Annotated in this window: 26 protein-coding genes; 10 read left to right on the top strand and 16 right to left on the bottom strand. The window is 64.8% G+C overall.

The features are described from left to right. Positions 1-2 precede the first annotated feature (2 nt). Positions 3-1001, top strand: a complete 999-nt coding sequence (locus BMW89_RS17495; protein WP_092028235.1) for a P1 family peptidase — start codon at positions 3-5, stop codon at positions 999-1001. Between the two features lie 142 nt (positions 1002-1143). Here the strand turns inward: BMW89_RS17495 and BMW89_RS17490 are convergent, their stop codons facing one another. Next, positions 1144-1974: an EF-hand domain-containing protein gene (locus tag BMW89_RS17490; protein ID WP_092028234.1), complete on the bottom strand. Its 831-nt coding sequence runs from the start codon at positions 1972-1974 to the stop codon at positions 1144-1146. Between the two features lie 253 nt (positions 1975-2227). Between BMW89_RS17490 and rpe the strand changes: the two genes are divergently transcribed. The 3 genes from rpe (at position 2228) to BMW89_RS17470 (ending at position 3614) form a co-directional block, all read left to right on the top strand. Further along, on the top strand, positions 2228-2929 hold the full coding sequence (gene rpe, locus BMW89_RS17485; protein ID WP_092028233.1) for a ribulose-phosphate 3-epimerase: 702 nt from the start codon (positions 2228-2230) through the stop codon (positions 2927-2929). 244 nt (positions 2930-3173) lie between these two features. Further along, complete coding sequence (locus tag BMW89_RS17475; RefSeq protein ID WP_244547616.1) at positions 3174-3398, top strand: hypothetical protein; 225 nt, start codon at positions 3174-3176, stop codon at positions 3396-3398. A gap of 24 nt (positions 3399-3422) precedes the next feature. Then, entirely contained in the window at positions 3423-3614 is a 192-nt protein-coding gene (locus tag BMW89_RS17470) for a hypothetical protein (protein ID WP_092028230.1), read from the top strand. A gap of 6 nt (positions 3615-3620) precedes the next feature. On the opposite strand, the gene BMW89_RS17465 is transcribed toward BMW89_RS17470, so the two are convergent. From BMW89_RS17465 to BMW89_RS17445, 5 genes are all read right to left on the bottom strand, one after another. Continuing rightward, the gene (locus tag BMW89_RS17465; protein WP_092028229.1) at positions 3621-5054 is read right to left on the bottom strand and encodes a serine/threonine protein kinase; all 1434 of its coding nucleotides are present in this window, start codon (positions 5052-5054) and stop codon (positions 3621-3623) included. A 6-nt stretch (positions 5055-5060) separates the two neighbouring features. After that, a complete protein-coding gene (locus BMW89_RS17460) occupies positions 5061-5801 on the bottom strand; it encodes a metallophosphoesterase family protein (RefSeq protein ID WP_092028228.1) in 741 nt (246 codons plus the stop codon). Between the two features lie 117 nt (positions 5802-5918). Beyond that, positions 5919-6527: a hypothetical protein gene (locus BMW89_RS17455; protein WP_092028227.1), complete on the bottom strand. Its 609-nt coding sequence runs from the start codon at positions 6525-6527 to the stop codon at positions 5919-5921. Then, a complete protein-coding gene (locus tag BMW89_RS17450) occupies positions 6520-7206 on the bottom strand; it encodes a DUF2135 domain-containing protein (RefSeq protein WP_092028226.1) in 687 nt (228 codons plus the stop codon). Before BMW89_RS17450 ends, BMW89_RS17455 begins: the two co-directional genes overlap by 8 nt. After that, a complete protein-coding gene (locus tag BMW89_RS17445; RefSeq protein ID WP_092028225.1) occupies positions 7203-7973 on the bottom strand; it encodes a MotA/TolQ/ExbB proton channel family protein in 771 nt (256 codons plus the stop codon). Before BMW89_RS17445 ends, BMW89_RS17450 begins: the two co-directional genes overlap by 4 nt. A 212-nt stretch (positions 7974-8185) precedes the next feature. Between BMW89_RS17445 and BMW89_RS17440 the strand changes: the two genes are divergently transcribed. Together BMW89_RS17440 and BMW89_RS17435 are read left to right on the top strand one after the other, a co-directional pair. After that, positions 8186-9556 carry a sensor histidine kinase gene (locus BMW89_RS17440; RefSeq protein WP_092028224.1) on the top strand — a complete coding sequence of 457 codons (1371 nt, stop codon included), beginning with the start codon at positions 8186-8188 and terminating at the stop codon, positions 9554-9556. Between the two features lie 7 nt (positions 9557-9563). Then, positions 9564-10214: a response regulator gene (locus BMW89_RS17435; RefSeq protein WP_092028223.1), complete on the top strand. Its 651-nt coding sequence runs from the start codon at positions 9564-9566 to the stop codon at positions 10212-10214. Positions 10215-10360: 146 nt separating this feature from the next. Here BMW89_RS17435 and BMW89_RS17430 read toward each other — a convergent pair whose 3' ends face one another. After that, positions 10361-10948 carry a TetR/AcrR family transcriptional regulator gene (locus tag BMW89_RS17430; protein WP_177196118.1) on the bottom strand — a complete coding sequence of 196 codons (588 nt, stop codon included), beginning with the start codon at positions 10946-10948 and terminating at the stop codon, positions 10361-10363. Positions 10949-11422: 474 nt separating this feature from the next. Between BMW89_RS17430 and BMW89_RS17425 the strand changes: the two genes are divergently transcribed. Continuing rightward, positions 11423-12595, top strand: a complete 1173-nt coding sequence (locus BMW89_RS17425) for a M20 aminoacylase family protein (RefSeq protein ID WP_092028221.1) — start codon at positions 11423-11425, stop codon at positions 12593-12595. A 114-nt stretch (positions 12596-12709) separates the two neighbouring features. Here the strand turns inward: BMW89_RS17425 and BMW89_RS17420 are convergent, their stop codons facing one another. From BMW89_RS17420 to BMW89_RS17400, 5 genes are all read right to left on the bottom strand, one after another. Next, positions 12710-14035, bottom strand: coding sequence for an LVIVD repeat-containing protein (locus tag BMW89_RS17420; protein ID WP_092028220.1), 1326 nt, complete (start codon positions 14033-14035; stop codon positions 12710-12712). Between the two features lie 71 nt (positions 14036-14106). Continuing rightward, positions 14107-15912, bottom strand: a complete 1806-nt coding sequence (locus BMW89_RS17415) for a caspase family protein (RefSeq protein ID WP_092028219.1) — start codon at positions 15910-15912, stop codon at positions 14107-14109. 207 nt (positions 15913-16119) lie between these two features. Then, positions 16120-18027: an acyl-CoA synthetase gene (locus BMW89_RS17410; protein ID WP_092028218.1), complete on the bottom strand. Its 1908-nt coding sequence runs from the start codon at positions 18025-18027 to the stop codon at positions 16120-16122. A gap of 155 nt (positions 18028-18182) precedes the next feature. Further along, a complete protein-coding gene (locus BMW89_RS17405) occupies positions 18183-19004 on the bottom strand; it encodes a hypothetical protein (protein ID WP_092028217.1) in 822 nt (273 codons plus the stop codon). A gap of 1 nt (position 19005) precedes the next feature. Continuing rightward, positions 19006-19350: a hypothetical protein gene (locus BMW89_RS17400; RefSeq protein ID WP_244547615.1), complete on the bottom strand. Its 345-nt coding sequence runs from the start codon at positions 19348-19350 to the stop codon at positions 19006-19008. 204 nt (positions 19351-19554) lie between these two features. On the opposite strand from BMW89_RS17400, the gene BMW89_RS17395 reads away from it, so the two are divergent. Beyond that, a complete protein-coding gene (locus tag BMW89_RS17395; RefSeq protein ID WP_092028503.1) occupies positions 19555-20637 on the top strand; it encodes a SecDF P1 head subdomain-containing protein in 1083 nt (360 codons plus the stop codon). Positions 20638-20914: 277 nt separating this feature from the next. Beyond that, complete coding sequence (locus BMW89_RS17390) at positions 20915-21721, top strand: Crp/Fnr family transcriptional regulator (protein WP_092028216.1); 807 nt, start codon at positions 20915-20917, stop codon at positions 21719-21721. Positions 21722-21772: 51 nt separating this feature from the next. Here BMW89_RS17390 and BMW89_RS17385 read toward each other — a convergent pair whose 3' ends face one another. Next, entirely contained in the window at positions 21773-22516 is a 744-nt protein-coding gene (locus BMW89_RS17385; RefSeq protein WP_092028215.1) for an SDR family NAD(P)-dependent oxidoreductase, read from the bottom strand. A 42-nt stretch (positions 22517-22558) separates the two neighbouring features. Further along, entirely contained in the window at positions 22559-23305 is a 747-nt protein-coding gene (locus BMW89_RS17380; RefSeq protein ID WP_092028214.1) for an SDR family oxidoreductase, read from the bottom strand. Between the two features lie 153 nt (positions 23306-23458). Here BMW89_RS17380 and BMW89_RS17375 point away from each other — a divergent pair, with 153 nt between their 5' ends. Further along, positions 23459-24364: a LysR family transcriptional regulator gene (locus BMW89_RS17375; protein WP_092028213.1), complete on the top strand. Its 906-nt coding sequence runs from the start codon at positions 23459-23461 to the stop codon at positions 24362-24364. Between the two features lie 11 nt (positions 24365-24375). On the opposite strand, the gene BMW89_RS17370 is transcribed toward BMW89_RS17375, so the two are convergent. Then, positions 24376-25017 (bottom strand): glutathione S-transferase family protein, encoded by a 642-nt coding sequence (locus BMW89_RS17370; protein ID WP_092028212.1) that lies wholly within the window; start codon positions 25015-25017, stop codon positions 24376-24378. 231 nt (positions 25018-25248) lie between these two features. Further along, on the bottom strand, positions 25249-25800 hold the full coding sequence (locus BMW89_RS17365; RefSeq protein ID WP_092028211.1) for a cytochrome b: 552 nt from the start codon (positions 25798-25800) through the stop codon (positions 25249-25251). Between the last annotated feature and the right edge of the window lie 79 nt (positions 25801-25879).

Genomic DNA, 25879 nt, shown 5'->3' with positions numbered 1-25879 from the left:
CCTTGAAAAACCTTCTTACCGACATCGCCGGCGTTCGCGTCGGCCATGCCGAAGACGCGAAAGTCGGCTCCGGCGCGACGGCGGTCATCTTCGATTCCCCGGCGATCGCGGCGATCGACGTCCGTGGCGGCGGCCCCGGCACGCGCGAGGGCGCGCTGCTCGATCTTGCCAGCACACAAGAACGGGTCGATGCGATCGCGCTGTCCGGCGGTTCCGCCTTCGGGATCGAGGCCGGCGGCGGCGTGCAAGCCTGGCTCGCCGAACAGGGGCGCGGCCTCAATATCCGGGGCGCCGTGATTCCGCTGGTGCCGGGTGCGATCATGTTCGACCTGCTCAACGGCGGCGACAAGGGCTGGGGCCGCTTCGCCCCCTATCGCGATCTCGGCTACGCCGCGGCCGTGGCCGCGGGCCACGACTTCGCGCTGGGCAGCGCCGGCGCAGGCTTAGGGGCCACCACCGCAACCTTCAAGGGCGGGCTCGGCTCGGCCTCGGCGGTCCTCGCCAACGGCATCAAGGTCGCCGCACTCATGGTCGTCAACGCGGTCGGCAGCGCAACCGTCGGCGACGGGCCGTGGTTCTGGGCCGCCCCGTTCGAGGAGAACGATGAATTCGGCGGGCGCGGCCTGCCGCCCAAATTCACGCCCGACATGCTGGCGATGCGCATCAAGGGCGGCCCCGCGGCGAGCGCGCGTGAAAACACCACGATAGGCCTCGTCGTCACCGATGCCACGCTGACCAAACCCCAGGCCAAGCGGCTCGCCATGATCGCGCACACCGGATTTGCCCGCGCCATCTACCCCGTGCATGCGCCGACCGACGGCGACGTGCTGTTTGCGGCTGCGACCTGCGAGAAGCCGATCGAGCCGCTGGTCGGCCTCACCGAACTCGGCACAATCGCCGCCAACGTGGTCGCGCGCGCGATCGCGCGGGGCATTTACAATGCAACGGCGCTGCCGTTCGCCGGAGCGATGCCTGCGTGGAAGGATCGGTTCGGCACGTAAGGCGCACGCGCCTCCCACCACGCATCGCGTGTCATCGCCCGGCGAAGACCGGACGATCCAGTATTTCAGAGACGGAAGTGATTGGACCGAGAGGCCGCGGCGTACTGGATGCCCCGATCCAGCCGGGGCATGACAGAGAGCCTCACACGCTCATCGACATGGACGAGCCGGCAGTCGCTGAGGCGCCTTGCCCCTGCCCGCCTTGCCGTTGCATCAATTGCGCGAACAGATCATAGGCCGAACTGCCGCCGCCGTTCGCATTTGAGGAGCTGGAGGCGCCCGGGACCGTCGTCGACATCTTGAACCCGTCGGCATAGGTGACGGTCGTGGTGGTCGCGCCGTCAGCGCCGGTCGTCGTAGTCGAGGTCGATCCGCCGCTCGAGGAGGACGAGGAATCCGAGCCGCTGCCGGAGGCATCGCCCGAACCGCTCGCATCCTGCGCGTGGTGATGACCGCCATGGCCGCTCTTCAGTGCCTTCGACATCTCGTCGAGACTGACGCTGCCGTCCGAATTCTTATCCAGCTTCGAGAACACGTCGTCGGCCTGCGCCGTGTTGGTGCCGCCGGCCCCGAGGGCCTTCTCGAACTCGGACTTGGTGATCTTGCCGTCACCGTCGGCGTCGATCTGTGAGAACAGGTCCTTCAGCGCAGCGTCCCGGCTCGTCGACGTCGAGGAGGTCGAGCTCGACGAGGTGGAGGTCGAGGTCGCCGCGCTGCTTGTGCTGTCCGATGACTGGCTCTGCGCGGCGATCAGTGCGCTCATCGTCTCCGGCGAGATCTGCGCGCAATTGCCCGAATTGACCGACGAGGTCGCGCCGCTGGACGTGCTGTTGCTGCTGCTGTCGATCGCGAACGGATCGGTCGTCGCGCTCTGCGAAGACCCCGTCTTCTGGGTCGACGAGGACGATTTCGAATTCGTCAGCGACTGGATCGCGTCGAGCGCGCTCGATACGGCACTCAGGGCAAACAACATTGCACAACTCCAACCGATGCGGCATGCCGCGGCCAATGTCCTGGCGGTAAAGTCAGCAAGCGTCGTGCCAGCGCAAAAAGCTCAATGAAATCCGCATTCGCCGCGCCTGGCGCGGCCGGGGAACATCGGCAATTCATGCCGGTCGCGGCAGAAATTTCCGCCCACAGGAAGCACGCCGTCCCTGCATTGCCCGCCACGGAGGCCCATGTTAGGCGAGGCCATTCATCCCTCGGCCGCCACGGGAAACCGCGCCATGACCCAAGCCTTCGCCCCCCGCCCCCTGGCCATCGCGCCCTCGATCCTGGCCTCGGATTTCTCCAGGCTCGGCGAAGAGGTGCGCGCGGTGGATGCCGCCGGCGCCGACTGGATCCATCTCGACGTGATGGACGGGCACTTCGTCCCCAACATCTCCTACGGCCCCGACGTCATCAAGGCGATGCGCCCGCACACCAAGAAGATTTTTGACGCGCATCTGATGATCTCACCTTGCGATCTGTATCTTGAAGCCTTCGCGAAAGCCGGCTGCGACCACATCACCGTGCATGCGGAAGCAGGTCCTCATCTGCACCGCTCGCTCCAGGCGATCCGCGCGCTCGGCAAGAAGGCCGGCGTCTCGCTCAATCCGGGCACGCCGATCAGCGTGCTCGAATACGTCATCGACCTCGTCGACCTCGTGCTGGTGATGTCGGTCAATCCCGGCTTCGGCGGCCAGGCTTTCATCCCCTCCGCGATCTCCAAGATCCGCGACATCCGCGCGATGACGGCGGGCCGGTCGATCGACATCGAGGTCGACGGCGGCGTTGGTCCCGACGTCGCGGGTCCCCTGGCCGCGGCCGGCGCCAACGCCTTCGTCGCCGGCACTTCGGTGTTCAAGGGCGGCACGCAAGAGGCGTACAAGACCAATATCACGGCGATCCGCAACGCCGCCGCGGGCGCACGCGGCGAAGCGATCTGAAGCGCGCAGACGCCCCGTCATCTGCGGCTTCTACGGGCGTTGCGTCGCGCAAATGCCTAAAATTGCAACCTAAGTCCGTACTCCTCCGGGCTTCCCTGATTCGTGCAAATCACCGCTAGTGATTCCTGCCTGTTATCGCGGGAGCACATCATGACGACGACCCTGGTTTGGACTGGCGTGGCGTTGTGGATTGGTTTTTGTGCGTTTGTTGTGTTTGGCCCGTCGGCCGGACCGGTGCAGGTCCATGCACGTTCGGCGCGTCACATCCGTCGCCATCGGATCTGACACCGTGCAGTTCGCACTCGTGAAGCGTCAGCCGAAGCGCCGGTGCCGCATCCCGCGGCGCCCGCATCCGGACCTCGACTATTTCTTCGGACGGCTCGAACGGACCGAAGGCGAGATGCGCGACGACACCGGGCCCGACACGGCGGACCTGGATCACCCGCTCCGGTCACCGCGCCGGCATTGACATTCTTTTTCCGGACTTGAAGCGATGAAGCCGCACTGCCCGAACTGCCTGAAGGAAATGACCAAGGCGTCCGCGTCGCGTAACCTCTTCAACTGCGAACCCTGCCGCGAGATCATCCAGTATTTCGGCGGCAGCGCGGACCACGGCGAGCCCGGTCCGCAATTCTCCTGGCCGATCCGCCGCAAGCGCACCAGTCACACCGCTCACGCGGCCTGATCTTTCCTAGCCCCACACCACGCCGGCGCCTGGTTTCGCCGCAGCCATCCGCGGCGGCCGTACCACGGTGACGGTGCAGGCCGCTTCCGAGGCGACCTTGGCCGAGACGCTGCCGAGCAGCGTGCGCCGAAACGAGCCCTGCCGAGCGCCGATGATGAGGTGGTCGACCTGGTTGACCTCGGCGAATTCCAGCAGCGCCGCCGCAGGATCGACCGCTTCCAGCACGTGAACCGACAGCCGGCTCTCATCCAGCTTGAGCGGCGTCGCCCAATGCCTGAGCGCGACCAGCCGGTCGATATGCTTGTTGGAGCCCTGCTCGTCCAGCGTCTTGTCGATGGCGATGCGGTTCAACTTCAGCACATTGACGCAGGCGAGCCGTGCCGAGGGCAGCGTGGCCAGAATGCGCTCGGTGGTGACACGCAGCGCCTCGTTCAGCTCCGGCGCGCCTTCCACCGTGTCGAGCGCGACCGCAAGGATCGGGCTCGAAGCGATTTGAGCTGCGACATCCGCCTTGGCGCGCGGCTGCATGACACCCTGGTTGAAGCGGCGGCGCCACGCCACGCTGAGGGGATCGCGCTTCATCCGCTCCGAGCGCGTCGTGAGCTTGACCTGGTCCGGATGGGAGAGATCGAAGGCGAGCTGGGACGCGGTCGGATAGCGCCACGCCGGATCGATCTCGATACAGCGCAGCACCACCTCCTGGAGCCAGGGCGGATAGTCGGCACGCAAACTTCGCGGCGGATACGGATCGCGCCACAGCCTCCGCCGCATCGCGCGCAGCGTCTCGCCCTCGCCGAAGGGACGTTCGCCGGTCGTGAAAAAATACAGCAGCACGCCGAGCGAAAACAAATCGCTGCGCGGATCGTCGCGCACACCCAGGAGCCGCTCGGGCGCCATGTAGGGCGCGGTGCCGTAAGGCAGACGGAACTCCGCCTGCAACAAATCGGGCAGATGATCGTGATGCGACAGGCCGTAGTCGATCAGCACCGCCTCGCCGCTGTCGCGGAACATGATGCTGCTCGGCTTGATGTCGTGATGGATCACGTTCTGCCGGTGCAGGTCGGCAAGCGCGGTCGCGATCTTCGCGACCTGCTGCCGCGCCTCCTCGTAAGGTAGCGGCAGATCAGGCAACCGCTTGTAGAGCGTGGTGCCAGGAATGCGCTCGATCACGGCATAGGCCTGGTGCGCGAAATCGCCGGTGCCGAAGCAGGTTGGAACGTGCGGCCCGGCAAGCCGCGGCAAAATCATCATCTCCATCTCGAAGGAGACGATCGCGGCGGGGTCCTCGCCCTCCGACACCCGCGGAATTTTCATCAGCAGCGGCACGTCGATGCCGGGATGGGTGACCGTCCACAGCGTCGCCATGCCGCCGGCATGGACGCATTCGCCGATGGTGTAGCCGTCGATCTCCGCGCCTGATTTGACCAGGGGTTTCGGCATCGGCCTCTAACGCCCCTGCGACAGGCGGTCGGCCAGCCAGGGCGGCAGGCCGTTCTCGCGAATCCGGCTCGCGGCCGTCTCGATGTCATAGGGCGCACGGCAATAGGTGATCTCGCACGACACCGTATCGAACAGCACGAAGGCCGCGGACGGATCGCCGTCGCGGGGCTGGCCGACCGAGCCGAGCACCGCCAGCCATTGCCGTCCGCGCAGGAGCGGCACGGACACGTCGGTCTTGGGCACGAGGCCGGTCATTTTCGCCGTCACCGACATCGAATACAGCGCCGGGCGGTGGATGTGGCCGCAAAAGGTGACATGGGCGGGCGTCGAGATCAGGCTCTTGGCCGCATCCGCGGTCGTGCGGACGTAGTGCCAGCGCTGGGGGCTGGAGGCCTCCGAGTGGACGTAAAGGCGCTCCGTCTCATCCACGAGCATCGGCAGTTCGGCGAGGAACCGCCGCTGCGCCACGTCGAGCCGCCCGCGGGTCCATTCGATCGCGATCTGCGCCTCGTTGTTCATGGTCTCGGTGGTGGAGTTGACCGCCTCGTCATGATTGCCGCGCACGGCCACGGCCCCCTGGGCCACCAGCTCCATCGCGGTATCCACGACCCATTCCGGATCGGCGCCATAGCCGACGAAGTCACCGAGCAGGACGAACCGCTCCGCGCCCTTCGCCCGGGCAAGCTTCAGGCAGGCCTCGAACGCCTGCCGGTTGCCATGGATATCCGAGAAAACCGCGAGAAGCACGCACCCTCCACCCTCAGATTCTTATTGGAAGCCGATAAGGCCAAATTGAGGGACGTCAAGAACATGCGCCAGCGCGGGGCTGTTTTCCAGCGTGAGGCTTCCGGGATAGTGAAGAGCCTATTGCTCGTCCTTCGGCGGCATCCGGGGCGGTGGAATCGGGGTGAACAAGGCCGCGCCTTGCGCGCCGGCCGGCGGTGCCATGAATTCGCCGGTCGAGGAATCGCCGCCACTGGTCTCCATGATGGTCTTGGGCGTCACATATTCCCGGACCATGTCGATGAGGCTGCCATCGCCGCCGCCGAAATCGGCGGCCCGGCCGCCCTGCGGATGTCCCAGCGCGATCTCGTTCTCCGCTGCATGGGTCTTGTCGGCCAGTCTGTCATTGTAGGGCACGCGAAAGGCGCGCGGGATGCCGCTCGGGCGATTGTCCTCATCGAGCTGCTCGACCCAGAGATAGATCGAGCCGGGATCGCCCTCCAGCGAATGCGGCTCGACGATGCGGGCCTTCAGCAGCTTGAAGGAGGCCGGGAGCCGGTCGGCGGTGGCCCAGCCAAGCAGCCCGCGCATCTCCGTGAAGCTGACGACATAGAAGGCGCTGGTCACGACCACCGCCACCGCCTTCAGCGACCAGTGCAGCCGTGCGTAGACCAGCACGACCAAGAGCAGCGCGCCGATGACGGCGTAGGCGACCGACAGCGTGAGGATGACCGTTTGCAGACTAGTCACGGCGTACCCTCACAGCGTTCTTGCTCACACCGGTCTTCGGGTCGAGATCGCCGCCGTTGCGCCAGCTACTGCGGAACGTCTCCAGCAGCGATTTCGGCCGCTGGTCCACATTGACGACCTTGCCCTCGGCATCGAGCCGGAACCGCACCGCGGTCTTCTCGTCGCCGGTGTGGTCGAGCGTGAACTTGTTGTCGAAGACCACCTGCGCGGTCGGATTGAGTTTTTGCACCTTGACATTGGCCGTAACGGGCTCGCCGGTCGTGGCGACAAAATGCGAGACGTTGACGGTGTATTCGCCGGCGATGATGCCGCGCACCGAGACGATCTCCTCGCGAATGGGCGAGGCGATCTTCTTGCCGTTGACCATGATGAAGTCGTTGGCCCCACCGCGGTCGTCGCGGTCGAGCGTCAGGAAGCCGGCCTCGCGGTGGCGATACCAGGCGATGTTGCCGGCGGGATCCTGCACGAACAGGTCGAGATCGTCGGGGTGGCTGTCCGGCCAATCCAGCGTGATGATGAACTCCGCCTTGGAGTCGATCTTGCCGTCCTTGGCATCGGGGGAGACCGCGAGCAGTGCGAGGAAGAACAGGAACGCGATCACCTGGAGCGCCTTGAACAGCATCACGCCCAGCGGATCGAACGGCTCCTCGCGTGGATAGAGACCGAAATCATCCATCATGACGGGATTCCAGAACCTTTGCGCTCGAGAACCGGCGTCACATAGGTCTCGGTCAGAACCACCGCATCCGAGAACACCCGCTGGGTCGCCGCATCCAGCATGTAGTACTGGATGCGGACCAGGATCGAGCCGACGAGGCCGGCGAGCGTCGTGTACATCGCGACCGCCATGCCGTCGCTCATCAGCCCCATCGAGGAGCGCATCGCGACCTTGTCGGCGGCATCCAGCCCTGCGATCGGCGCCAGCATGATGATGAATCCGACGATGGTGCCGAGCAGGCCGAGCTTCATCAGCGTATCCGAGACAAAGGCGCCGAAACCGTTGGAGCCGCGCAGCCGGTCGGCCAGCGTCCGCAGCAAAAGCGTCTGGTCAACCGGCCGGTAGTCCTGCGCGGCGGCCTTGGTCACCAGGCTGTCGATATGATCGCGCACCAGCCCGCGCGGCAGGGCAGTCGTGCTGGCATCGAGTGCCTTGCCTCCGTCGGGCGCCGCGAGCGCCTCGCGGCAACGCCGCGCCGCCGCCCCCTCCCGCGCGATCGCCCGCGTGCGCAGGAAGCAGTGGCAGCAGGTCAGGATGTAGAGCCCCGCGATGACGCTGGAAATGTAGGTGCGGTCCGAGGCCAGCATCAGGCGGATCAGGCCGAACCGCCACAGCAGCACGACGGCGAAGATCGAAAGGCCGGTGAAGATCATCCAGAACAGCAGCGCGCTGCGCTCGGATGGGTCGGTCGCGGTCGGCGCGATCGGTCCAATCGTCATCGAACTCATGCTGCACTGCTCCTGGCCTGCAAGGACTGGCTTGCAACGATTAGCTTACAAGGATTCCTGCCAATTAGATCAAAGCCGCCGCGCCCGGTCCAAAGACCCATGCCCAATCCGGCTTGGGAAATTTGCCCGAGCTGCATTCCTGCCGTTCCCCGCAATTGGCAAGGCGCGGCGGCGTTGTTAGGCTGAGCTTACCAATCGTGGAGGGTGATCGCATGCGCCTCGTGCTTCAGCTTGTCGCCCGTCTGCTGCTCATCGTGGTGCTCTGCCTGGGCGCGGCGACCGTGTGGGCCACGTTCGATGCCTATCGCAGCGTCGACCGGGCGACTGCGGCGTCGGCCCAACGGGTCGCCCAGGCTCTTCAAGCGCTGTATTGGCACGAGTTCTTGTTGCGCAGCAGCAGAACGCGCGAGCAGCTTCTGCCGGTTCCGGAATGGCGCACGCTGGAGACGATGAAGCTGATCTCGCCCGGCGTCTGCGTCGAGTTCCAGCCGGCCATCGCATTCGAAAAGCCGCTCTGCGGCCAGAGCGAGGGGCTGGGCAAGGCGCCGCCGCGCTGGTTCGCCTCGATCGTGCCGATCTTCCTCGGCAGCCACGCCGAGGTGGTGCGGCCGGTCAGTCCGCGCGCCGCAACTGCCGGTACCGTCGTCGCGACGCCGGATGCCGCAGCGGCCATCTCGCTGGCCTGGGAGTACATCCTCAATGTGATCGACGTCGCGCTGCTGATGGCGGCGGCGATCGCGCTGTTGGCTTCGCTTGCGATCGCGCATGCGCTGGCGCCGGCGCGCACCATCGTCACCGCCTTGCAGCGCATGGCACGCGGCCAGTATCGCACAAAGCTGCCGCGCTTCCGCTCGATGGAGCTGGCGATGATCGGCAGCGCCGTCGGCGAGCTCGGCGGCCGGCTGGAGGAAGCAACCGAGCAGCGCGCGACGCTGACGCGGCGCCTGATCGAGATCCGCGACGACGAGCGCCGCGCGCTCGCCCGCGAGCTGCATGACGAGTTCGGGCAGAATCTCTCGGCCATCCTCGCCTTCGCCAACACCATCGAGACGGCGAGCGCAAAGGAGAGCAAGAAGAGCGGCATTGCGCAGGACGCGCGCATGATCTCGCAGGCCACACACCATCTGATGGCCTCGCTGCGCGATGCGCTGAAGCGGCTGCGCAATCCGCTGCCCGACGAACTCGGGCTGGAGGCCAGCCTCGTCAATCTCGTCGACAGCTGGCGCTCGCAGAGCGCGGTGCGGCCGACGATCCAGCTCGATCTCAGAGGCGATCTCACCGACATCAGCGGCCCGGCCGCCACCACCGCCTATCGTGTGGCGCAGGAATGCCTGACCAACGCGCTCCGCCACGGTGCGGCCCGCGAAATCTCGTTGCGCGTCGAGCGGCGCGCGGGCGAAGACGATGCGCTTCTGATCAGCGTCGAGGACGACGGCGGCGGCGATGCGGACCGCGTCGCGCGCTCGGCCGGCTTCGGCCTCACTGGCATCCGCGAGCGTATCGCGGCGGCCGGTGGATCGCTGTCGATCCTGCCTGCCAAGCGCGGCCTCAGCGTCGCCGCCACCATTCCCCTCGCCGCGTGAGGTCCAAATGAGCGATGTCGCAGCAAGAGGCATCTCGGTGCTTCTGGTCGACGATCATCCGATCGTCCGGCAAGGCTACCGGCGCGTGCTGGAAAGCCAGGGCGATCTGCATGTCCTCGCCGAAGCCGACAATGCCGCGGATGCCTACAGCGCCTTCAAGACGCACGACCCTGATGTCGTCGTGCTTGATATCTCGATGCCCGGCGCCAGCGGGCTGGAAGCGATCCGCAACATCCGCGCCCGCAATCCGCGGGCGCGGATTCTCGTCTTCACCATGCACAACGAAGCCGTGCTGGTAAAGGCAGCCTTCAGCGCCGGCGCCAGCGGCTTCGTCACCAAGAGCAGCGAGCCAACCGCTGTCGTCACTGCGATCCGCAGCGTCGCCCGCGGCGAACGCGCCATGAGCGACGACATCGCGCATATTCTGGCCGAGGACAGCCTGTCGGCGGGCTCGGCGCTGGATCAGCTGGGCGAGCGTGAGATCGAGATTTTGCGCCAATTCGCCGGCGGCGCCACCACCGAAGAGATCGCGTCGCATCTCAATCTCAGTGTGAAGACGGTGCAGAACTATCACTACCTCATCAAGACCAAGACCGGCGCACGCACGGATGCGCAGCTCGTGCGGCTTGCGGCGACATGCGGGCTGGCGCGGATCTAGATCGGGATGTTGTGAGAGATACGCGCCGTCTTCCTTCTCCCCTTGCGGGAGAAGGTGGCGCAAAGCGCCGGATGAGGGGTTCTATCCGCGTAGTGACTTGCGAGTTCGAGGAGAGAAACCCCAGCGTTGCTCGCGGCTCCAGGCCATCAACAGGCCTTCAACCCACGCAGCAGCAGCGCCAGCGTCGCATCGACGCGCGCGGGCAAATCGGCGTCCTTCCACTCCTCGGCATGCGCCGGATGGTGGAAGCGGACGGTCGCATCGAACAGCGCGCGCGCGGTGACCTTGGCGTCGTCCACAGCGAACGCGCCCTGCTTCACGCCGTCGGTCAGGATCCCCGCGATCTGGTCGATCATGGTGTCCTTGTGGCACCTGACGGCGGCGCAGGCCTCGCGCGCCAGAGTCAGATAGGTGTCGAACATCTCGGGGTCGTCGAGCACGCGCGAACGTTTGGCCGCGAACAGCGTGCGCAGCCAGCGGTCGAGCCTGTCAGCCGCGGGCCCCTGCTCCTTGGCGATCGCCAGCAGCGGCGCGTCGATGCGGTCCAGCCAGCGTTTGGCGACGGCCTCGCGCAGCGAAGCCTTGCTCGGGAAATGGCGATAGACGCTGCCGTGGCTCACATCGAGCGCACGGGCAACGTCAACCACGGTGGCCTTGGCAAGTCCGTAGCGCCGCAAGACGTCCTCGGTGACTTCGAGGATCCGCTCCGGCGTCAGGATAACGGCTTCATTCATGCCAGCACCTTGTTCCCGTTCAGGGTTCACCCGGCGATGGAGCTGCTTCCGAAGCGCCCCAACCGGTCGTTTCGGAAAGCTCTCGCCTTAATGAGGCAGTTTTGCAGCCTGCGCCGCGATCTGGCGCGCTACCAGTAAATTGAGCCAATGCCCAAAGGTCCCGGTGAGATTGATGATTTCGGTCGTCATTGTCGTAAGTCTCCATTCGGCCGCGGTCCCCACTCCGGTGGGGTGACCACGTGACGCCCAATCGGAGCGTCCGAGAACGGATATACACGTCCCGCTGACAGATTTCAATATCTGTCAGTCAATGATCCGTGATTGACAGTTAATTTTTGTGACCCCGGCCGCAGGCCCCCCCGGTCACCCTCGACTTCGCGCGCCGGCCTGATCGACAAGCTCTCCTGTGACACGGCGGTGGGTTACGCTACGCTGACCCACCCACCGAATTCATCATAAGAAACGGACCCTCCCATGCCCATCGTCAACCGTATCGCCGCCCTCTCCGACGAAATGGCGGCCTGGCGCCATGACTTCCACGAGAACCCGGAGCTGCTCTACGAGGTCCACCGCACCGCCGGCATCGTTGCAGACCGCTTGCGCGAATTCGGCTGCGACGAGGTGGTGACGGGCATCGGCCGCACCGGCGTGGTCGGCGTGATCCGCGGCCGCAAATCGGCCTCCGGCAAGACCGTTGGACTCCGCGCCGACATGGACGCGCTGCCGATCATGGAGACGTCGGGCGTCGCCTACGCCTCAAAAGTCCCCGGCAAGATGCACGCCTGCGGCCATGACGGCCACACGGCCATGCTGCTCGGCGCCGCCAAATATCTCGCCGAGACGCGCAACTTCGACGGCACTGCGGTCGTGATCTTCCAGCCCGCAGAGGAAGGCGGCGGCGGTGGCAAGGCCATGGTCGAGGACGGCCTGATGACGCGCTGGAACATCCAGGAGGTCTACGGCATGCACAACATGCCCGGCCTGCCCGAAGGCCATTTCGCAACCACGCCCGGCGCGATGCTCGCCTCCTCCGACAACATCCAGATCATCGTTCACGGCAAGGGCGGCCACGCCGGTGCGGGTCCGCACAAATCCGTCGACAGCGTGCTGATCGGCTCGCAGATCGTCAACGCGCTGCAATCGATCGTCGCGCGCAACGTCGATCCGCTGAAATCGGCGGTCATCTCGATCACGCAGTTCCACTCCGGCACCGCCTTCAACATCATCCCCGAGATCGCCGAGCTCGGCGGCACCGTACGCACGCTCGATCCTGAAGTGCGTGATCTGGTCGAGCGCCGCATCACTGAGGTCGCCGACAGCATCGCCCGCGCCTATGGCGGCTCGGCGGAGACGAAATACACACGGATGTATCCGGTGACGATGAACCATGCGCGCGAAGCCGGCCTTGCCGCCGACATCGCCCGCGACATCGTCGGCACCGAGCGCGTCAACGACAAGTTCATCCCCATGATGGGCGCCGAGGATTTTTCGTTCATGCTGGAAGCCCGCCCCGGCGCGATGATCCTGGTTGGCATGGGCGACGGCAACGAGTGCCACCACCCGGCCTATATCTTCAACGACAACATTCTGGGCCACGGCGCGTCGTTCTGGGCGCGGCTGGTCGAGACGCGGATGCCGGCGGGGTAGGATCGCGCACGCAGCTGCCGTAGCCCGGGTGAGCGTAGCGACACCCGGGACCGCTCTATGCCCGATCCCGACACTGTCCCGGATATCGCTGCGCTCATCCGGGCTACGGCACCGTCATCCCTGATATTGCAGCACGTGCATGCCGGCGTTCCAGTCGGACACAAACATCAGCCCGTCAGGCCGAACATAGGCGTCACAGGTTTTTGCCGCGAGCGCGACGTTCGGACGGGGATCGATCAGCTTCTTTGGTATCGGCGGCACCCAGTACGCGATCTCCTTCGGCGCAAAAGCGTCCTTGATGTCGAACACCCTGACGCCGGCATTGTTGTAGGTCGCGAAAATCGTGTCCTCGCTCTGGAACGCGCCCGGGCGGTTCTCGTGCAGATTATGCGGACCGAAGGTGCCGTTGGTGCAGAAGTCACGATCGCGCGGCGTCGGCAGGGTTGCGATCGGCACCGGATTTTGCGGCGCGCGCACATCGAGCACGAAGGTATGGAACAGGCCCTTGGCGCATTGGTCCGCGTTCGCTTCATCCGCGACGATTGCGAGCTGACGCTTCGGCAGCGGCAATGGCGTATGCGTGCCACCGGCGAAGGGTGGCGACCAGTTGATGTGGGACAGCAGTTTTGGATTGGTGGGATCGCTGATGTCGTGGATGGTGAAGCCGCCGTCACGCCAGGCGGCATAGCCGCGATCGCCCGCCGTGATCATGTGATGCAGCGCGAAGCGCTTGCCCTTCGGCGTCGCCGGCTCGCCGGCCGCGCGGTTCATGCCCGGCAGCCACCATTTCGCGACGATCTCCGGCTTGGTGATGGTCTTGAGATCGACCACGCAAAGGATGTGGTCGGTGAATCCGTCGAGATGGGCCGACACATAGGCATAGCGGCCACCCGGCCACCACAGACGGTTGATGCCGAAGCCGGGCATTTCGAGGAACGCGATCTCGCGCATCTCACCGGGTTTCGAGATGTCGTGGATCGAAAGGCCGGAGCGGAATTTCTTGGCCTTGGTAATGCTGTCGACCAGCGTGTTCTCGAAATAGCCGCGCATGTTGTCGTAGGACTGCATCGCGACGATGTTGGCGCCGTTCGCAAGCAGCAGCATATCTTCCGCCACCTGCAAATGGTGGGTGCGGGTGTATTGCCCCGCGGTGAAGAAATTGACCGGCTTCAGCGCACGCGGATCGGACGCATCCAGGATCGTCACGCCGTCGCTGAACATGTGCCCGACATAGATATGCTGCCGGTTGAACATCACCTGCACGCTGTCGGGCCGGCCGCCGATGTCGCTGTAGGAGATGTGCTTGATGCCCTTGCCGATGCCCTCGGGCGGAATGTCCGCCTCCGAAGCGGATGCCGGCCTCGACCATGCGGACAGCGCGGCGGCCCCGAGCGCGCCCGACAATTGCTGAAGGTGACGGCGGCGAGAGAGTTGACGCATCGATTTTCCCCCCATTTTTTGGGGGATGATGCTCGCTTGTGGCGAGGCGCGCAAGCCTCGCGTCGTCCGCGTCAGTTGCATATTTCGGCTGGCAACTTGAAGGCGGGATTCGAAGGATGATTGGTCGTGCCGAGTCGGCATCCCTTGGCAATCGGCCTGCAACCCGCGTTGTTGCAGATCATTTGCCCAGATGACTGCGCTTTGGGTGCCGTCGATTCCGCGTCTTTGCGATCCTGGTCCCGCCTCCTTGAATCCTCACGCGTCGCGACTGGCTTCTTCTCCTGAGCCTTCTCGCACTCGTTGTCGTCACCGACGCGATAGCCGGCGCGGCAGGCGATCTTCGCGCATTGATCGCCGTCGGCCTTGAAGCCGAAATTGCAGACGAGCGGGCAGACCCGTCCCGGTTTCGCCTTCAGCGCATCGAGCGCGTCGACGCTCGCGAGCTTCACGTCGAACTGGGTGCCTGCGTATTTGTTGAACAGCGTCAGCGAGCGCTGCGACGCGGCGCTCCAGTCGCCATCGGCAGCAGCGGACAGGCAGCCGACGCGCCGCAATTCGCCCTGCACAGATTTTGCCAGATCGGCCGCGGATAATGTGGACGTCGGCGCAGGCGAAAGGGCGGCGACTTTCTGGTTCTCGGCCTCAGGTATCTGCCGATCGGCGGCCGGCTTTGCGGCCTGCTCCGCCTTCTCCGCGGCTTGCTTGGCGGCAAGCTCAGCCTTGGCCTTCTCCGCCGCCTGCTTTTCGGCGAGCGCTTTCGCAGCCGCAGCCTCCGCCACCTTGCGCTGCTGCTCGGCCGCCTCAGTCCTCGCCTGCTCGATCTGCTTTTGCTTCTCGGCCGCAATCCGCGCTTCTTCGGCGGACTTGGCAGCCGCTGCAGCCTTGTCCTGCTCAGCCTTCTGGGCGCGCTCGGAGATGAGCCTTGCCTTCTCCTGCTCGGCCGCTTTGGCCTTTTGCTCGGCCGCCGCGCGCGTCTCTTCGGCGGCGATCTTGTTCAGCTGACCTTTGGCCAGGTTGGCGTAGAAGCCCTCCGAATATTGCGCCAGAAATGCCTCCCACCCGTCGCGCGTGGCAAGCTGCAGTGCCAGCTCATAGTCACGCCGGACGCTGTCCTGAGGATTGGCCTGGGGACCGGACACGACGGGCTTGGCAGGGACCAGCGCCACGTCGTCGCCGCCGAGCGAACCGTAGACGAAGGGCTCCTGCTTGTTGTTTGTGCTCTTGAGCACGTCGTCGCGCACGAAGCCGAAGGCCTTGCGCAGATCGAGTCCAGGCTTCGGCAGGTGCTCGACCAGAGCGACCGCGAACGGGCTGTTTTTGGAATCGCCGTCGGATGCGGTCGAGCCCGCCTTCGCCGCGAAGGCGATCATGGTGTTGGGGCTGGTCGGCTCGACCTTGGCGAGGCCTCGCCCGATCGCGCGCGAAGCCAGCGTGCGCTTCATCGTCTTCGAGAAGGGGTTGTCGCGGCAGGCGTCCAGAATGATCAGGCGCAGCTGCTTGGCCGGCTCGACCGCGAACAGCGCCCGCTCGACCGGGATGGTCTCGTCGAGAACGTCGCCGTCCGTCTCCAGCGTGGCGTCGGTCGGAATCAGATAATTGGTGCCGTCGAGCTCGATGCCGTGGCCGGCGTAATAGATCACCGCCATGTCCGCGTCGCGCGTTCTGCCGGCAAACTCGCGCAGCATGCGCCGCATCTCGCTGGCACTGAGATCCAGCCTGACGTCGACACTATCGAAGCCGGCCTTCTTGAACATCCCGCCGACCAGCGTGGCATCGTTGACGGGATTGCCGAGCTTGGGCGCGCTCTTGTAGGCGGAGTTGCCGATCACGAGCGCGACCCGCCGGTCCGCATGCGCCGGTCCGCAGGCAAAACCCATCGCAAATATCAACAAAGCAAATAGCCGAAGCGGAATCACGTGCGTCCCCCCGGATGCAATTCCATGAGACTATTCGGTAGCATACCCGATTGCCAACTTTTCCCTGTGTGACATCAGTCACACAGGCGTTTGAATGGGCTTCCTGATCGTGCGGCGAAGCGTCGCTCTCCTGACGATATGAGGCCGACACCCGCTGCTGCTTTGCCGTTACGCCTGCACCACCTCATGCCGCATCACGAACGGCGCGAGCAGCGTGTGCACCTCGCCGGCAACGACCTCGCGCTGGTCCGCCGGCAGGCCCGCAAGCGTCACCGTGGCGATCGAGCCGTGGCTGCCGTGGGCGCCGACCTTGACCTTGCAGTCGATGCCGCGATCGACGAGCGGTGCGAGCACTTTCATGAACACGCGCTGCGCGGCATCCCAACGCAATTGCGGCTTGAACACTTTGCCGACGCCGGTCACCGGCATTGGGTCGATCGGAATGACCTGCACCGGAACGGCAGCGCGCTCCGGCGTGCGCTCGCGCACCCATGACTCGAGCTCGCCCGGCTCGACGGTCGCGCCGGGCTTGAGTTGCACATAGCCCACCGGCAATTCGCCCGCATAGGCGTCGGGCTGGCCGACCACCGCAGCAAAGCCGACGGCCGGATGCTGGAACATGATCTCCTCGATCGGCGCCGGGTCGATGTTGTGGCCGCCGCGGATCACGAGGTCCTTGGCGCGGCCGGTGATCCAGAGATAGCCGTCGGCATCGAGCCGCCCGAGGTCGCCGGAATTGACCCAGACCTCGTCGACGAAGGCGCCCTTGTTGTGGGCGTCGTTGAGATAGCCGCCGAACACGCCGGGGCCCGCCATGATGACGACGCCGATCTCGTCCGGCTTGCAGTCGCGGATCAGGCGGCCGTCGGCATCGAGCTGCACGATGCGCACGCGCGCATAAGGCATGGGCAGACCGACCGAGCCGAGCCGGATCGGCCGTGACGGATAGGCCAGCGTGTGCACGCTCGAGGTCTCGGTCATGCCGTAGACCTCGACCACCGGCAGCTTGAGCTTCTCCTGGATCGCCGAGCCCACCGCGACCGGGATCGCTGAGCCGCCACCTGCCGCATATTTCAGGCTGGAGATATCGGCATTGCCCGTGGGCACGCCGAGCGTGGCGGCCAGCACGGTCGGCACACTCGACAGCGCTTCGGGCTTGAAGCGCTCGACCAGCGTCCAGATGTTCTTCACCGCATTCGGATTGCGCCAGCCGCTCGGCGACAGCACGACCAGCGAACCGCCGGCCGACAACGTCAGCAGCACCTGGGTCAGCGATCCCCCAACATGAAACAGCGGCATGCCGAACAGCATGTTGGCGCCGGGCTTCGACTTCAGCAGCAGATTGAGCGCCCAGGCCTGATAGACCTGATTGGTGTGAGTATGCCGCACCAGCTTTGGCGTGCCGGTGGTGCCGCCGGTGTGGAAATAGGCGGCGATGTCGCTCCCCGAAATCTTCCGCCCGCTGATGAGCCGGTCGGAGGGCTGCTGCTTGATCAGGTCGTTGAAGGCATAGATGCCGTTGGCGGGGTCGCCGCCGCCGAACACCTGCACAATTGCCTTGAGATGCTTCAGCTGCGGGCGGATCTGCTCGACCTTCTGCCAGATGTCGGTGCCGGGCATCGGCCCGAGCGCCACCAGGATCTTCGTGTTCGCGGCTTCCAGGATCTCGGCGATCTGGTGCGGCTCCAGCAGCGGATTGACGGGATTGGCGATGCCGGCGGTCTCGGCCCCGAACAGCGTCACGAAGGCATCGGGCACCAGCGGCAGCATGAAGCTGATGACGTCGCCCTTCTCGACGCCGAGGGCGTGAAACATGTTGGCAGCCTGCGTGACGCGCGCGATGAAATCGCGGTGCGTCACCACCAGCGGCGCGTCGGCGGGATCGGCATTTTGCAGGAACTGGATCGCGGCCCCGTCGGGATTGCGCGCAGCACCGAGCCTGATGGCATCATAGGTGCTCTCGGCCGCGACGCGGTCGGCGTAAGGGACCTGCTCGAAGGCCTGAACCTCCGCGTCCGTCGAAAGCTCCGGATAGTCGCTGCCGATGAACCGATCGAGCGCGTGGATGCCCGCCATGGAATTCCGTCCTCCCTCAGATGCATGTCCCCGCCCCCTGTCTTTTGACATTTTGGTTTGGCGGGGCCTCGACCGATCGCCGGTCGAACGGGAACACAATGATGGATGATTTGGCGTTCGTCCATGGCCTAACGGTTACGGTGGTAGCACTCGAATTATGGACGATCCGATGTCCAGCCAACCGCGTTGAAATCGACTGGCACAGGCATCACCTCGGGCTCCGCGGTTGCCTTTCGCAGGATTACATCCGCGCGATTTGAGTCCGACATCTCGATCGGCACGCCCTCCTTGTCGACGGCGAGTATTCCCGTCAATTCGGGCGGCGCACTCATCACGTAGCGATCCGCGGCTTCGATCAGACGAAGCACCTCGTCGCGAATGAAGGCCGCCGACCATTCGAACGGCAGGCCTTTCACCGCGGCGAACTCCTCGGCCGGAATCGACAGGGCATGACGGCGAATTTCATCGATGGTTCGGCCTGGAGAGAAATTCGGCGGCTTGCCGGCCGCTGCGAGCACGAGCGGTCCGAGCGGACAATAATCGCGACCGATGGCGACGAGGTCGGCAACGTCGCGTGCCTTCGAGCGGCCCGCGCCGGCCAGCACCTTGTTGATGGCCAGGTCTGCCTGATGCAGCCGCGCGCCCCATTGCTCGTCCTTCACGAGCGGAAAGAACCGAAGCCGCGTCTCCGCAAACCACTGGATGATCGTCGTTTCGGAAGCGCGCGAGATTGTCGCATCGACGCAGCCATAGATGATGTAGTCGCGATGCGTCTTGAAGCCGGCGGCATCGAGGACGGCGAGATCAGCCATTGCGCTCTCGGTCACCTCTTCGTCGGTGTCGTGGAAGATGTCGATGTCGTCGGATCGTCGCTCCCAGTCCTTGTTGAGCATCAGGCCGCCGGCAAGATAGCTGCTGTCCGAGCGATTTCCCGCGAGAAGTCTCAGAATGTCGCTCTGCAATTTGCTGAGGGCCATCTCAGTCCTCCGTCGTGCTGACGCGGTCAAGCATCTTCCTGCCCATCGCAAAAGCCCTCGCATCGCCACGCTCGATCATGGCGCGTGCGGCGACCGCAGTTCGAGACCGCAGATCTGGAAGCCGATCGAGATCGACATTGTCGAGAATGCGCGGTCCGTAGAGACGGAGTGCACTGTCGAGCAGCGATTGCAGTTCTTTGGTCAGCCGGTGCTCCGCGCGCATGCGCGAGGCGAGCGCCAAAACCTCATCGCGTGCAGCCGGCGGAATCAGGACTTCGACGCGCACGAGGTCGGCCGCGCCACCCTGGCTGCGATATTTCCTGACGCGCTTGTTCGCAGGGATCATCGATTATCTTGCTCCACGAACCACCAAATTACCACGTGTGTCCCGGTTACGCAAATTCGTATCCCGGTTACGATTTTAAGCCATTGATGCAGCTTATTTTTCCGAGACTATGTCGAACACAATGAACCTCGCCGCGCGATGCGCGGACCAAGGACTGGCAGCGGCCTCGCCGAACGGCACCGCGCCACGACACGCGAGGACACCATGACCAAGGCGCAGCGGGATCGAACCAGGCGGCTCACTGTCGCGCTTTCGATCGCCATCGCGATCGCGCTGCCCCGTGCGGCGCTCGCCACGGACAGTCAGATCGACAAGATGCGCGCCAAGATCGCGGCCTTCATCAGTGACAAGATGGAGAAGCTGGGCGGCTCGCGCATCGTCTACAAGGTGGACACCGACGGTTTGCGCGAGAGCGTCGTGACCGATTTGCGCGACGACGTCTACAAGACCTTGCGCGAAGGCAAGATCGCCTTTTCCGGCCTTGCCATCCGCGATGCCGGCGTCGAGTTGAAGATCCCGGACGCCAAGGGCCGCGAAGAGCTGAAGCGCAAGCTAGCGTCAAACGCGGAGGGATTGCCATCGCATGCGCTCGCCATGACCGATAGCGGCGACGGACTGGTCAGGCTCGCGCCGACCGATGCCGCATCCGCGGCACGGCTGCACGATCTCGTCGAAGATTCCATCGCCATGATCGAGCAGCGCCTGAAGGACGCCGATATCAAGCTTGCCAGCGCCCAGCCTGACGGCACGGACCGCATCCGCATTTTCATCCCGGGCATGATGGAGCCCGAGCGCGTCACCGCAATCTTCGCCACGAAGGTCAAAGTCAGCTTGCGGCTGGTCGACCTTTCGATGCCGGCCGAGCAGGCGCAATCCGGCGCGCCGCCTGCGGGCACCGAAGTCCTGCTCGGCTTCAAGGACAAGCGCCCCTATCTGGTCGCCAAGGACAGCGCGCTCGACGGCGACGACATCAGCTATGCCGGCCCGGGATTTGCGGCCGGCACGAAAGAGCCGATCGCCTCGTTCCGCTTCAACGGCCGCGGCACGCGGCGTTTCGCCCACGTCACGGAAGAGAACGTCGGAAAGCCCTTCGCCATCGTGCTCGACGACAAGGTGATCTCCGCCCCGGTGATCCGCGAGCCCATCACCGGCGGCTCGGGCCAGATCTCCGGCAATTTCACCCTGGAGGAAGCGAGCAGCGTCGCCATGCTGCTGCGTGCCGGCGCGCTGCCGGGGCACCTCACCCTCGTCGAGCAGCAGGTCGTGCAACCCGCCGCCAAGCCGTAAGCCGGAGACCATCGGCGCCCCGCCTCGCCGGGGCACCGAGGTTCGTCCAAGAGGTCCGTCTACGGCGCCGAAGCCCGCCCCCAAGGGCCCCGAATCACGCGCGCACCGCAGCCATACGCACAACCAACGGGCAATTGCCGAAACGCCCGATCAGGCTAAAATTTGCCTCTTGCGGCATGACGGCCAAAGGCTTCATTTCAAGCGGTCGTCATTCGATTTCGGCTATACGTGCCACCAATACCGACCAGGACTGAAGGCCTTACGCGGGGTTAGTACCATGCCGTCCGGCAGCGCAGATATTTCGTCGATCCTCGACCGCATTCTCGATGCGGCGACGGACAATCTCAGGATCGCGAAGATCCTGGTCCAGATGGGCCTCGATCCCAACAACGTCACCTATGACGCGATCTTCAACCGGATGTTGGAGATCGTCGTCCACAACATCACGCTGGCCAATATGTTCGCCGCGGTCGGCGCCGGCTTCTTCGTCGCCACGCTTCTGATGCGGACGATGGTGCCCCTGCGTGTTGCCAACATGATCGGCTGCGCCTTCTTTGCCGTTTTCGGCGCGCTCTCCGCCAACGTCTCGACTTTCCTGCTGTATCTGCTGCTGCTTCCGATCAACGCCCTGCGCCTGCGGCAAATGCTCAAACTGGTCAAAAAGGCGCGCCATGCGGCCGAAGGCGACATGTCCATCGAGTGGCTCAAGCCGTTCATGACCGAGCGCAAATATCGCAGCGGCGACACGCTCTTCAAGCTGGGCGACCCGGCCAAGGAGATGCTGCTCACGGTCACCGGCAAGTTCCTGGTCAAGGAAATCGGCGTCGAGATCGGACCAGGCGCCCTGATGGGAGAGCTCGGCTTCCTGACGCCGGACAACCGGCGCACCGGCACGATCGAATGCATCGAAGACGGACAGGTGCTGACCATCACCTATGACCGGCTGCTCGAAATCTACTTCCAGGACCCGCAGTTCGGCTACTATTTCCTGGTGCTGACCAGCCAGCGCCTGCTGCAAAACATCGATCGCTTGCAGAAACAGCTCAACGCGGCGCGCGCGCCGACCACGAACCGCATCGCGTGAACCGGGCAGCCGAATGCGCTTCGGCCACCCGGCTGCCGGGCCAGCCCGCGATCAGGCGTTGGTGCCGCCGTCGACCGTGAGATTTGCGCCCGTGATGTAGGACGCCTCGGGGCTGGCGACGAACGCGACCAGTGCAGCAACCTCCTCCACCTTGCCATAGCGATTGAGCGCCGTGGCGGCCTTCTGCGGTGTGGCCCAGTCTCCAGCCGCCGGATTCAGATCGGTGTCGATCGGTCCGGGCTGCACGTTGTTGACGGTGATCCCGCGCCCCCCAACCTCGCGCGACAGGCCTTGCGTGAACATCCGGATCGCGGCCTTCGTTGCCGAGTAAGGCACCAGTCCCGGCGTCATCATGCGCTCGCCGACGCATGAGCCGATCGAGATGATCCGGCCGCCGTCGTTCATCTGCTTCAGTGCGGCCTGCGTGGCAATGAAGACACCGCGGATGTTGAGGTTGATCACCTGGTCCAATTCCTCCAGCGTGGTCTCCTCGAACTTCTTGGGGATCGCCGTGCCCGCATTGTTCACGAGCACGTCGAGCTTGCCGAACGCATTGACGGTCTTGTCGACCGCAGCCTGCACGGCCTTTGGATCGGTAGCATCCGCCTGGATCGCAATCGCCTTGCCGCCTGCGGCTTCAATGGTCTTGACGACGGAGGTCGCAGCGTCCGCACCCCGGCTATAGGTGATTGCGACCCTGGCGCCATCGGCGGCAAGCCGTTTGGCGATGGCAGCGCCGATACCACGGGAGCCGCCGGTAACGAGTGCAGTTTTGCCTTCGAGTTTCTTTGACATGGTGACGTTCCAGTTTGGGAGTTGAGAGAAAGCGACGGCGGCTCAGAGCTTCGAGCCACCATCGACGTGAATGGTGTCGCCCGTGATCCAGCGCGCGTCGGGAGAGGCGAGGAAGGCAACCGCGTCCGCGATGTCGTCGGGCTCGGCGATCCGCTTCAGCGTCTGCATGCCGAGCGTGTAGTCGCGACCCGCATCGGTCTTGGCGAAGGACGACATTTCGGTCGCCACGACGCCGGGCGCCACCGCGTTGACCCGCACGCCGCGGGCACCGAGCGCCACGGCAAAATGCTTCACCAGCGTATCGATCGCGCCCTTGGTCGCGGCATAGGCCGGCAGCGTACCAACCACCGCACGCGCGGCGAGTGAGGAGACGAGCACAACGCTGCTGCCCTCGTGCAGGATCGGCAGCAATTGCTGCACCAGGAAGAACGGTGCGCGGACGTTGACGGCGAACAGCCGGTCGAAATCCGCGACCGTCGTCTCCTCGATCACAGCCGACTTGGCGACGCCGGCGTTGGCGACGAGAATATCAAGCCGGTCGCCGACGATGCCGCGCACGCGTGTCGCCAGTTGATGCGGCCCGTCCGGCGCGCCGAGATCGGCGCCGATAGCATCGGCACGCCCGCCGTTCTGGCGGATTTCGGCGACAACGGCCTCTGCCTCTCTCGCGGCCTGGCCGTAATGCACCAGCACCTGCGCGCCGCGCGCCGCGAGGGCTAGCGCCGAGGCACGGCCGATGCCGCGTGAGGCGCCGGTGACGAGAGCAGTCTTTCCCTTGAGGTCGGTCATAATCATTCTCCTTCGCCGGGCGCCCGCACCCCAACCCCTGCCAATCAGGTATGGTGTCGGTGCAGCTCCCTTTGTTGGAGTGATATTTGGTGCAGACTGGCGGCTTTGAAAAAGACTTTGTAAGCTGCGGGGCATACCCAGGAGGTATGCTTCATGGAGCTACGCCATCTCCGCTATTTCATCGCTGTTGCTGAGGAAGGCAGCCTGACCTTGGCTGCGGAGAAGCGGCTGCACACCGCGCAGCCTTCGCTCAGTCGCCAGATCCGCGACCTCGAATACGAGGTCGGCGTGCCTCTGCTGGTGCGCAGCGTGCACGGCGTCGAGCTGACGCCCGCGGGAAGGGTGTTTCTTGATCACGCGCGGCTCGCCCTGACGCAGGCTGATGCGGCGATCGAAGCGGCGCGGCGCGCAGCGCGCCCCGAGAAGTCGCGCTTTGCCCTCGGATTTCTGACCGGTCAGGAGATCGACTGGCTACCGGAAGCCATGCGGGTCCTGCGCGACGAACTGCCGACGATCGACGTGAATGTGACAAGCGACTTTTCGCCAGTGCTCGCGGAGGGTCTGATGCGCGGCAATCTCGACCTCGCTTTCATGCGGCGCGAACCCGGCACCGACGACCTCGCCTACAGGACCGTGGTCGAGGAAGCGCTGGTCGCCGTGCTGCCGAGCGACCATCGTCTGGCGAAGCTCGACCGCATCGACCTGGCGAAACTGGAAGGGACGCCCTTCATCAACGTGTCCAACACCGCGCCCGCGCTCCGCAAGGTCATCGACCACTACCTCGCCACAAGTGGCCGGCAGATCGCGGCCGCGCACGAGGCCGACAACCTCGCCATGGCAGTATCGATGGTCGCCTCCACGCGCGGATTCGCCCTGATACCGGGCTATATCAAGAACTTCCTGCCCTGGTCTGTCGTCAGCCGCCCGCTCAAGGGCAAGCCGCCAACGATCGACCTCGTCGTCGGTTATCACAAGACCAACAACTCGCCGATCCTGGCAAAATTCATCTCGAGACTTGACGACCTTATCGAGCGCGCGACCAAGCACATGCCGCTCTGATCGCTGTCTGCTCAGCTCAGCAGCAACGCCATGCCGGGATCGCCCTTCTCCATCGCGCGCCGATAGGCCGGTCGCGCACTGACCCGGCCGAGATATTTGACCACGTTCGGACAGCGCTGGAGATCATAGGGCTGGAAGTAGCGCATCGTGGTGAGCGAAAAGCCCATCATGATGTCGGCGGTGGTGAAGGCGTTGCCGGCCAGATATTCGGCGTCGCGAACGCGCGCGTCGACCAGATCGAAGGCGCGGTCGGTGCGCCCTCTGCTCGCGGCCAACATCGGATTGTCCTCGGCGAGCTTGAGCCGGTTGAGGATCATCAGCCGGCCCATACCGGCTTGCAGCGTGCCGTTGGCGAAGTGAAACCAGTACAGAAACTGCGCGAAATCAGGATCGTCGAGACGGAGCACGAGGCGCCCCTTGCCGTATCTGGCCATGATGTAATCGACGATGGCGCCGGACTCGGCGAGCACGAGATCACCGTCGGTGATCACAGGCGCGGCCCCGATCGGGTGCAGCGCCTTGTAGTCAGGCGGCGCCAGCATGGTGACGGAATCGCGCGTGTAGCGCTTCAGCTCGTAGGGAATCTCAAGCTCCTCGCAGAGCCAGACGATGCGCTCGGACTGCGACTTGCCGAGATGATGGATGGTGAGCATGGCGTCTCCTGCAAGCGTGAGTTGGGTCAGTCGCGATGTTGCATCATACCCCGTCAATGCGAGTGTCGCATCTCGCTCTCGCGCCCCGGACGCAGCGCAGCGTCTCTTCGACGGTGCGCTGCAAAGCCGGGGCGCATGTCTCAGAGCAATCCGTACGGCGTGGGTCCCGGCTCTGCGCAGCAGCGTTGCACGCTGCAGCGCGTCCGGGACACGAGAGCCGAGCGTGCCGCCCTACCCCGCCTCGTCCGTCACCATCCGCGCCACGACGCGGTCGCGGCGGATGAAGTGGTGCCAGAGGGCCGCGACGACGTGAACCGCGATCAAAGCGAGCAGCACATAGGCAAACAGGATGTGGCGGTCCTCATAGGCGTTCGCCGCCGCTTTGTCCGGAGAGGTGAATTGCGGGACGTGAAACAGGCCGAAGAAATCCGAATAGTCGGGCGTATGTGCGCCGGAATGCGCCCAGCCGAGCATGATCACCACGATCACGGCGAGATAGAGCGCGCCATGGCTGATGCGGGCGGCGAGCTTCTGCCAGCGCAGGCTGTCGGTCGGCAGCGCCGGCGTCGGGTTGATGACGCGCCAGACCAGGCGCAGCACGGTGAGCAGCAGGATCATGTAGCCGATATCGGCATGGATCGAGCGGTAGAAGAAACGGTCGGGCCGCGCCGGGATGTGGTTCATCCACCAGCCGAAGCCGATCATGCCGACGATCGCCAGCGCCAAGATCCAGTGCAGCCCCCGGGACACGCTGCCCCAGCCGTTACTGGTGTTTCTGATCATGTCAGCCCCCGGAATTTTGCGGAGTTGTCCCCATCCGCAGTGCAATATCCTTGCTGATAGCGGGAACATGCGGCAATCG

The sequence above is a fragment of the Bradyrhizobium sp. OK095 genome (genome assembly GCF_900109945.1).
In the GTDB taxonomy this organism is placed as follows: domain Bacteria; phylum Pseudomonadota; class Alphaproteobacteria; order Rhizobiales; family Xanthobacteraceae; genus Bradyrhizobium.
The sequence above is the reverse complement of the archived record's forward strand: the minus strand, read 5'-3'. Positions and strand labels throughout refer to the sequence as shown.

Bases quoted from the DNA above. Each gene is read 5' to 3' on its own strand.
- BMW89_RS17490 (WP_092028234.1), bottom strand. From the start codon at position 1,974: ATGTTGTTTGCCCTGAGTGCCGTATCGAGCGCGCTCGACGCGATCCAG.
- rpe (WP_092028233.1), top strand. From the start codon at position 2,228: ATGACCCAAGCCTTCGCCCCCCGCCCCCTGGCCATCGCGCCCTCGATC.
- BMW89_RS17475 (WP_244547616.1), top strand. From the start codon at position 3,174: ATGCACGTTCGGCGCGTCACATCCGTCGCCATCGGATCTGACACCGTG.
- BMW89_RS17470 (WP_092028230.1), top strand. From the start codon at position 3,423: ATGAAGCCGCACTGCCCGAACTGCCTGAAGGAAATGACCAAGGCGTCC.
- BMW89_RS17465 (WP_092028229.1), bottom strand. From the start codon at position 5,054: ATGCCGAAACCCCTGGTCAAATCAGGCGCGGAGATCGACGGCTACACC.
- BMW89_RS17450 (WP_092028226.1), bottom strand. From the start codon at position 7,206: ATGATGGATGATTTCGGTCTCTATCCACGCGAGGAGCCGTTCGATCCG.
- BMW89_RS17445 (WP_092028225.1), bottom strand. From the start codon at position 7,973: ATGAGTTCGATGACGATTGGACCGATCGCGCCGACCGCGACCGACCCA.
- BMW89_RS17440 (WP_092028224.1), top strand. From the start codon at position 8,186: ATGCGCCTCGTGCTTCAGCTTGTCGCCCGTCTGCTGCTCATCGTGGTG.
- BMW89_RS17435 (WP_092028223.1), top strand. From the start codon at position 9,564: ATGAGCGATGTCGCAGCAAGAGGCATCTCGGTGCTTCTGGTCGACGAT.
- BMW89_RS17430 (WP_177196118.1), bottom strand. From the start codon at position 10,948: ATGAATGAAGCCGTTATCCTGACGCCGGAGCGGATCCTCGAAGTCACC.
- BMW89_RS17425 (WP_092028221.1), top strand. From the start codon at position 11,423: ATGCCCATCGTCAACCGTATCGCCGCCCTCTCCGACGAAATGGCGGCC.
- BMW89_RS17420 (WP_092028220.1), bottom strand. From the start codon at position 14,035: ATGCGTCAACTCTCTCGCCGCCGTCACCTTCAGCAATTGTCGGGCGCG.
- BMW89_RS17415 (WP_092028219.1), bottom strand. From the start codon at position 15,912: ATGGGTTTTGCCTGCGGACCGGCGCATGCGGACCGGCGGGTCGCGCTC.
- BMW89_RS17410 (WP_092028218.1), bottom strand. From the start codon at position 18,027: ATGGCGGGCATCCACGCGCTCGATCGGTTCATCGGCAGCGACTATCCG.
- BMW89_RS17405 (WP_092028217.1), bottom strand. From the start codon at position 19,004: ATGGCCCTCAGCAAATTGCAGAGCGACATTCTGAGACTTCTCGCGGGA.
- BMW89_RS17400 (WP_244547615.1), bottom strand. From the start codon at position 19,350: ATGATCCCTGCGAACAAGCGCGTCAGGAAATATCGCAGCCAGGGTGGC.
- BMW89_RS17395 (WP_092028503.1), top strand. From the start codon at position 19,555: ATGACCAAGGCGCAGCGGGATCGAACCAGGCGGCTCACTGTCGCGCTT.
- BMW89_RS17390 (WP_092028216.1), top strand. From the start codon at position 20,915: ATGCCGTCCGGCAGCGCAGATATTTCGTCGATCCTCGACCGCATTCTC.
- BMW89_RS17385 (WP_092028215.1), bottom strand. From the start codon at position 22,516: ATGTCAAAGAAACTCGAAGGCAAAACTGCACTCGTTACCGGCGGCTCC.
- BMW89_RS17380 (WP_092028214.1), bottom strand. From the start codon at position 23,305: ATGACCGACCTCAAGGGAAAGACTGCTCTCGTCACCGGCGCCTCACGC.
- BMW89_RS17375 (WP_092028213.1), top strand. From the start codon at position 23,459: ATGGAGCTACGCCATCTCCGCTATTTCATCGCTGTTGCTGAGGAAGGC.
- BMW89_RS17370 (WP_092028212.1), bottom strand. From the start codon at position 25,017: ATGCTCACCATCCATCATCTCGGCAAGTCGCAGTCCGAGCGCATCGTC.
- BMW89_RS17365 (WP_092028211.1), bottom strand. From the start codon at position 25,800: ATGATCAGAAACACCAGTAACGGCTGGGGCAGCGTGTCCCGGGGGCTG.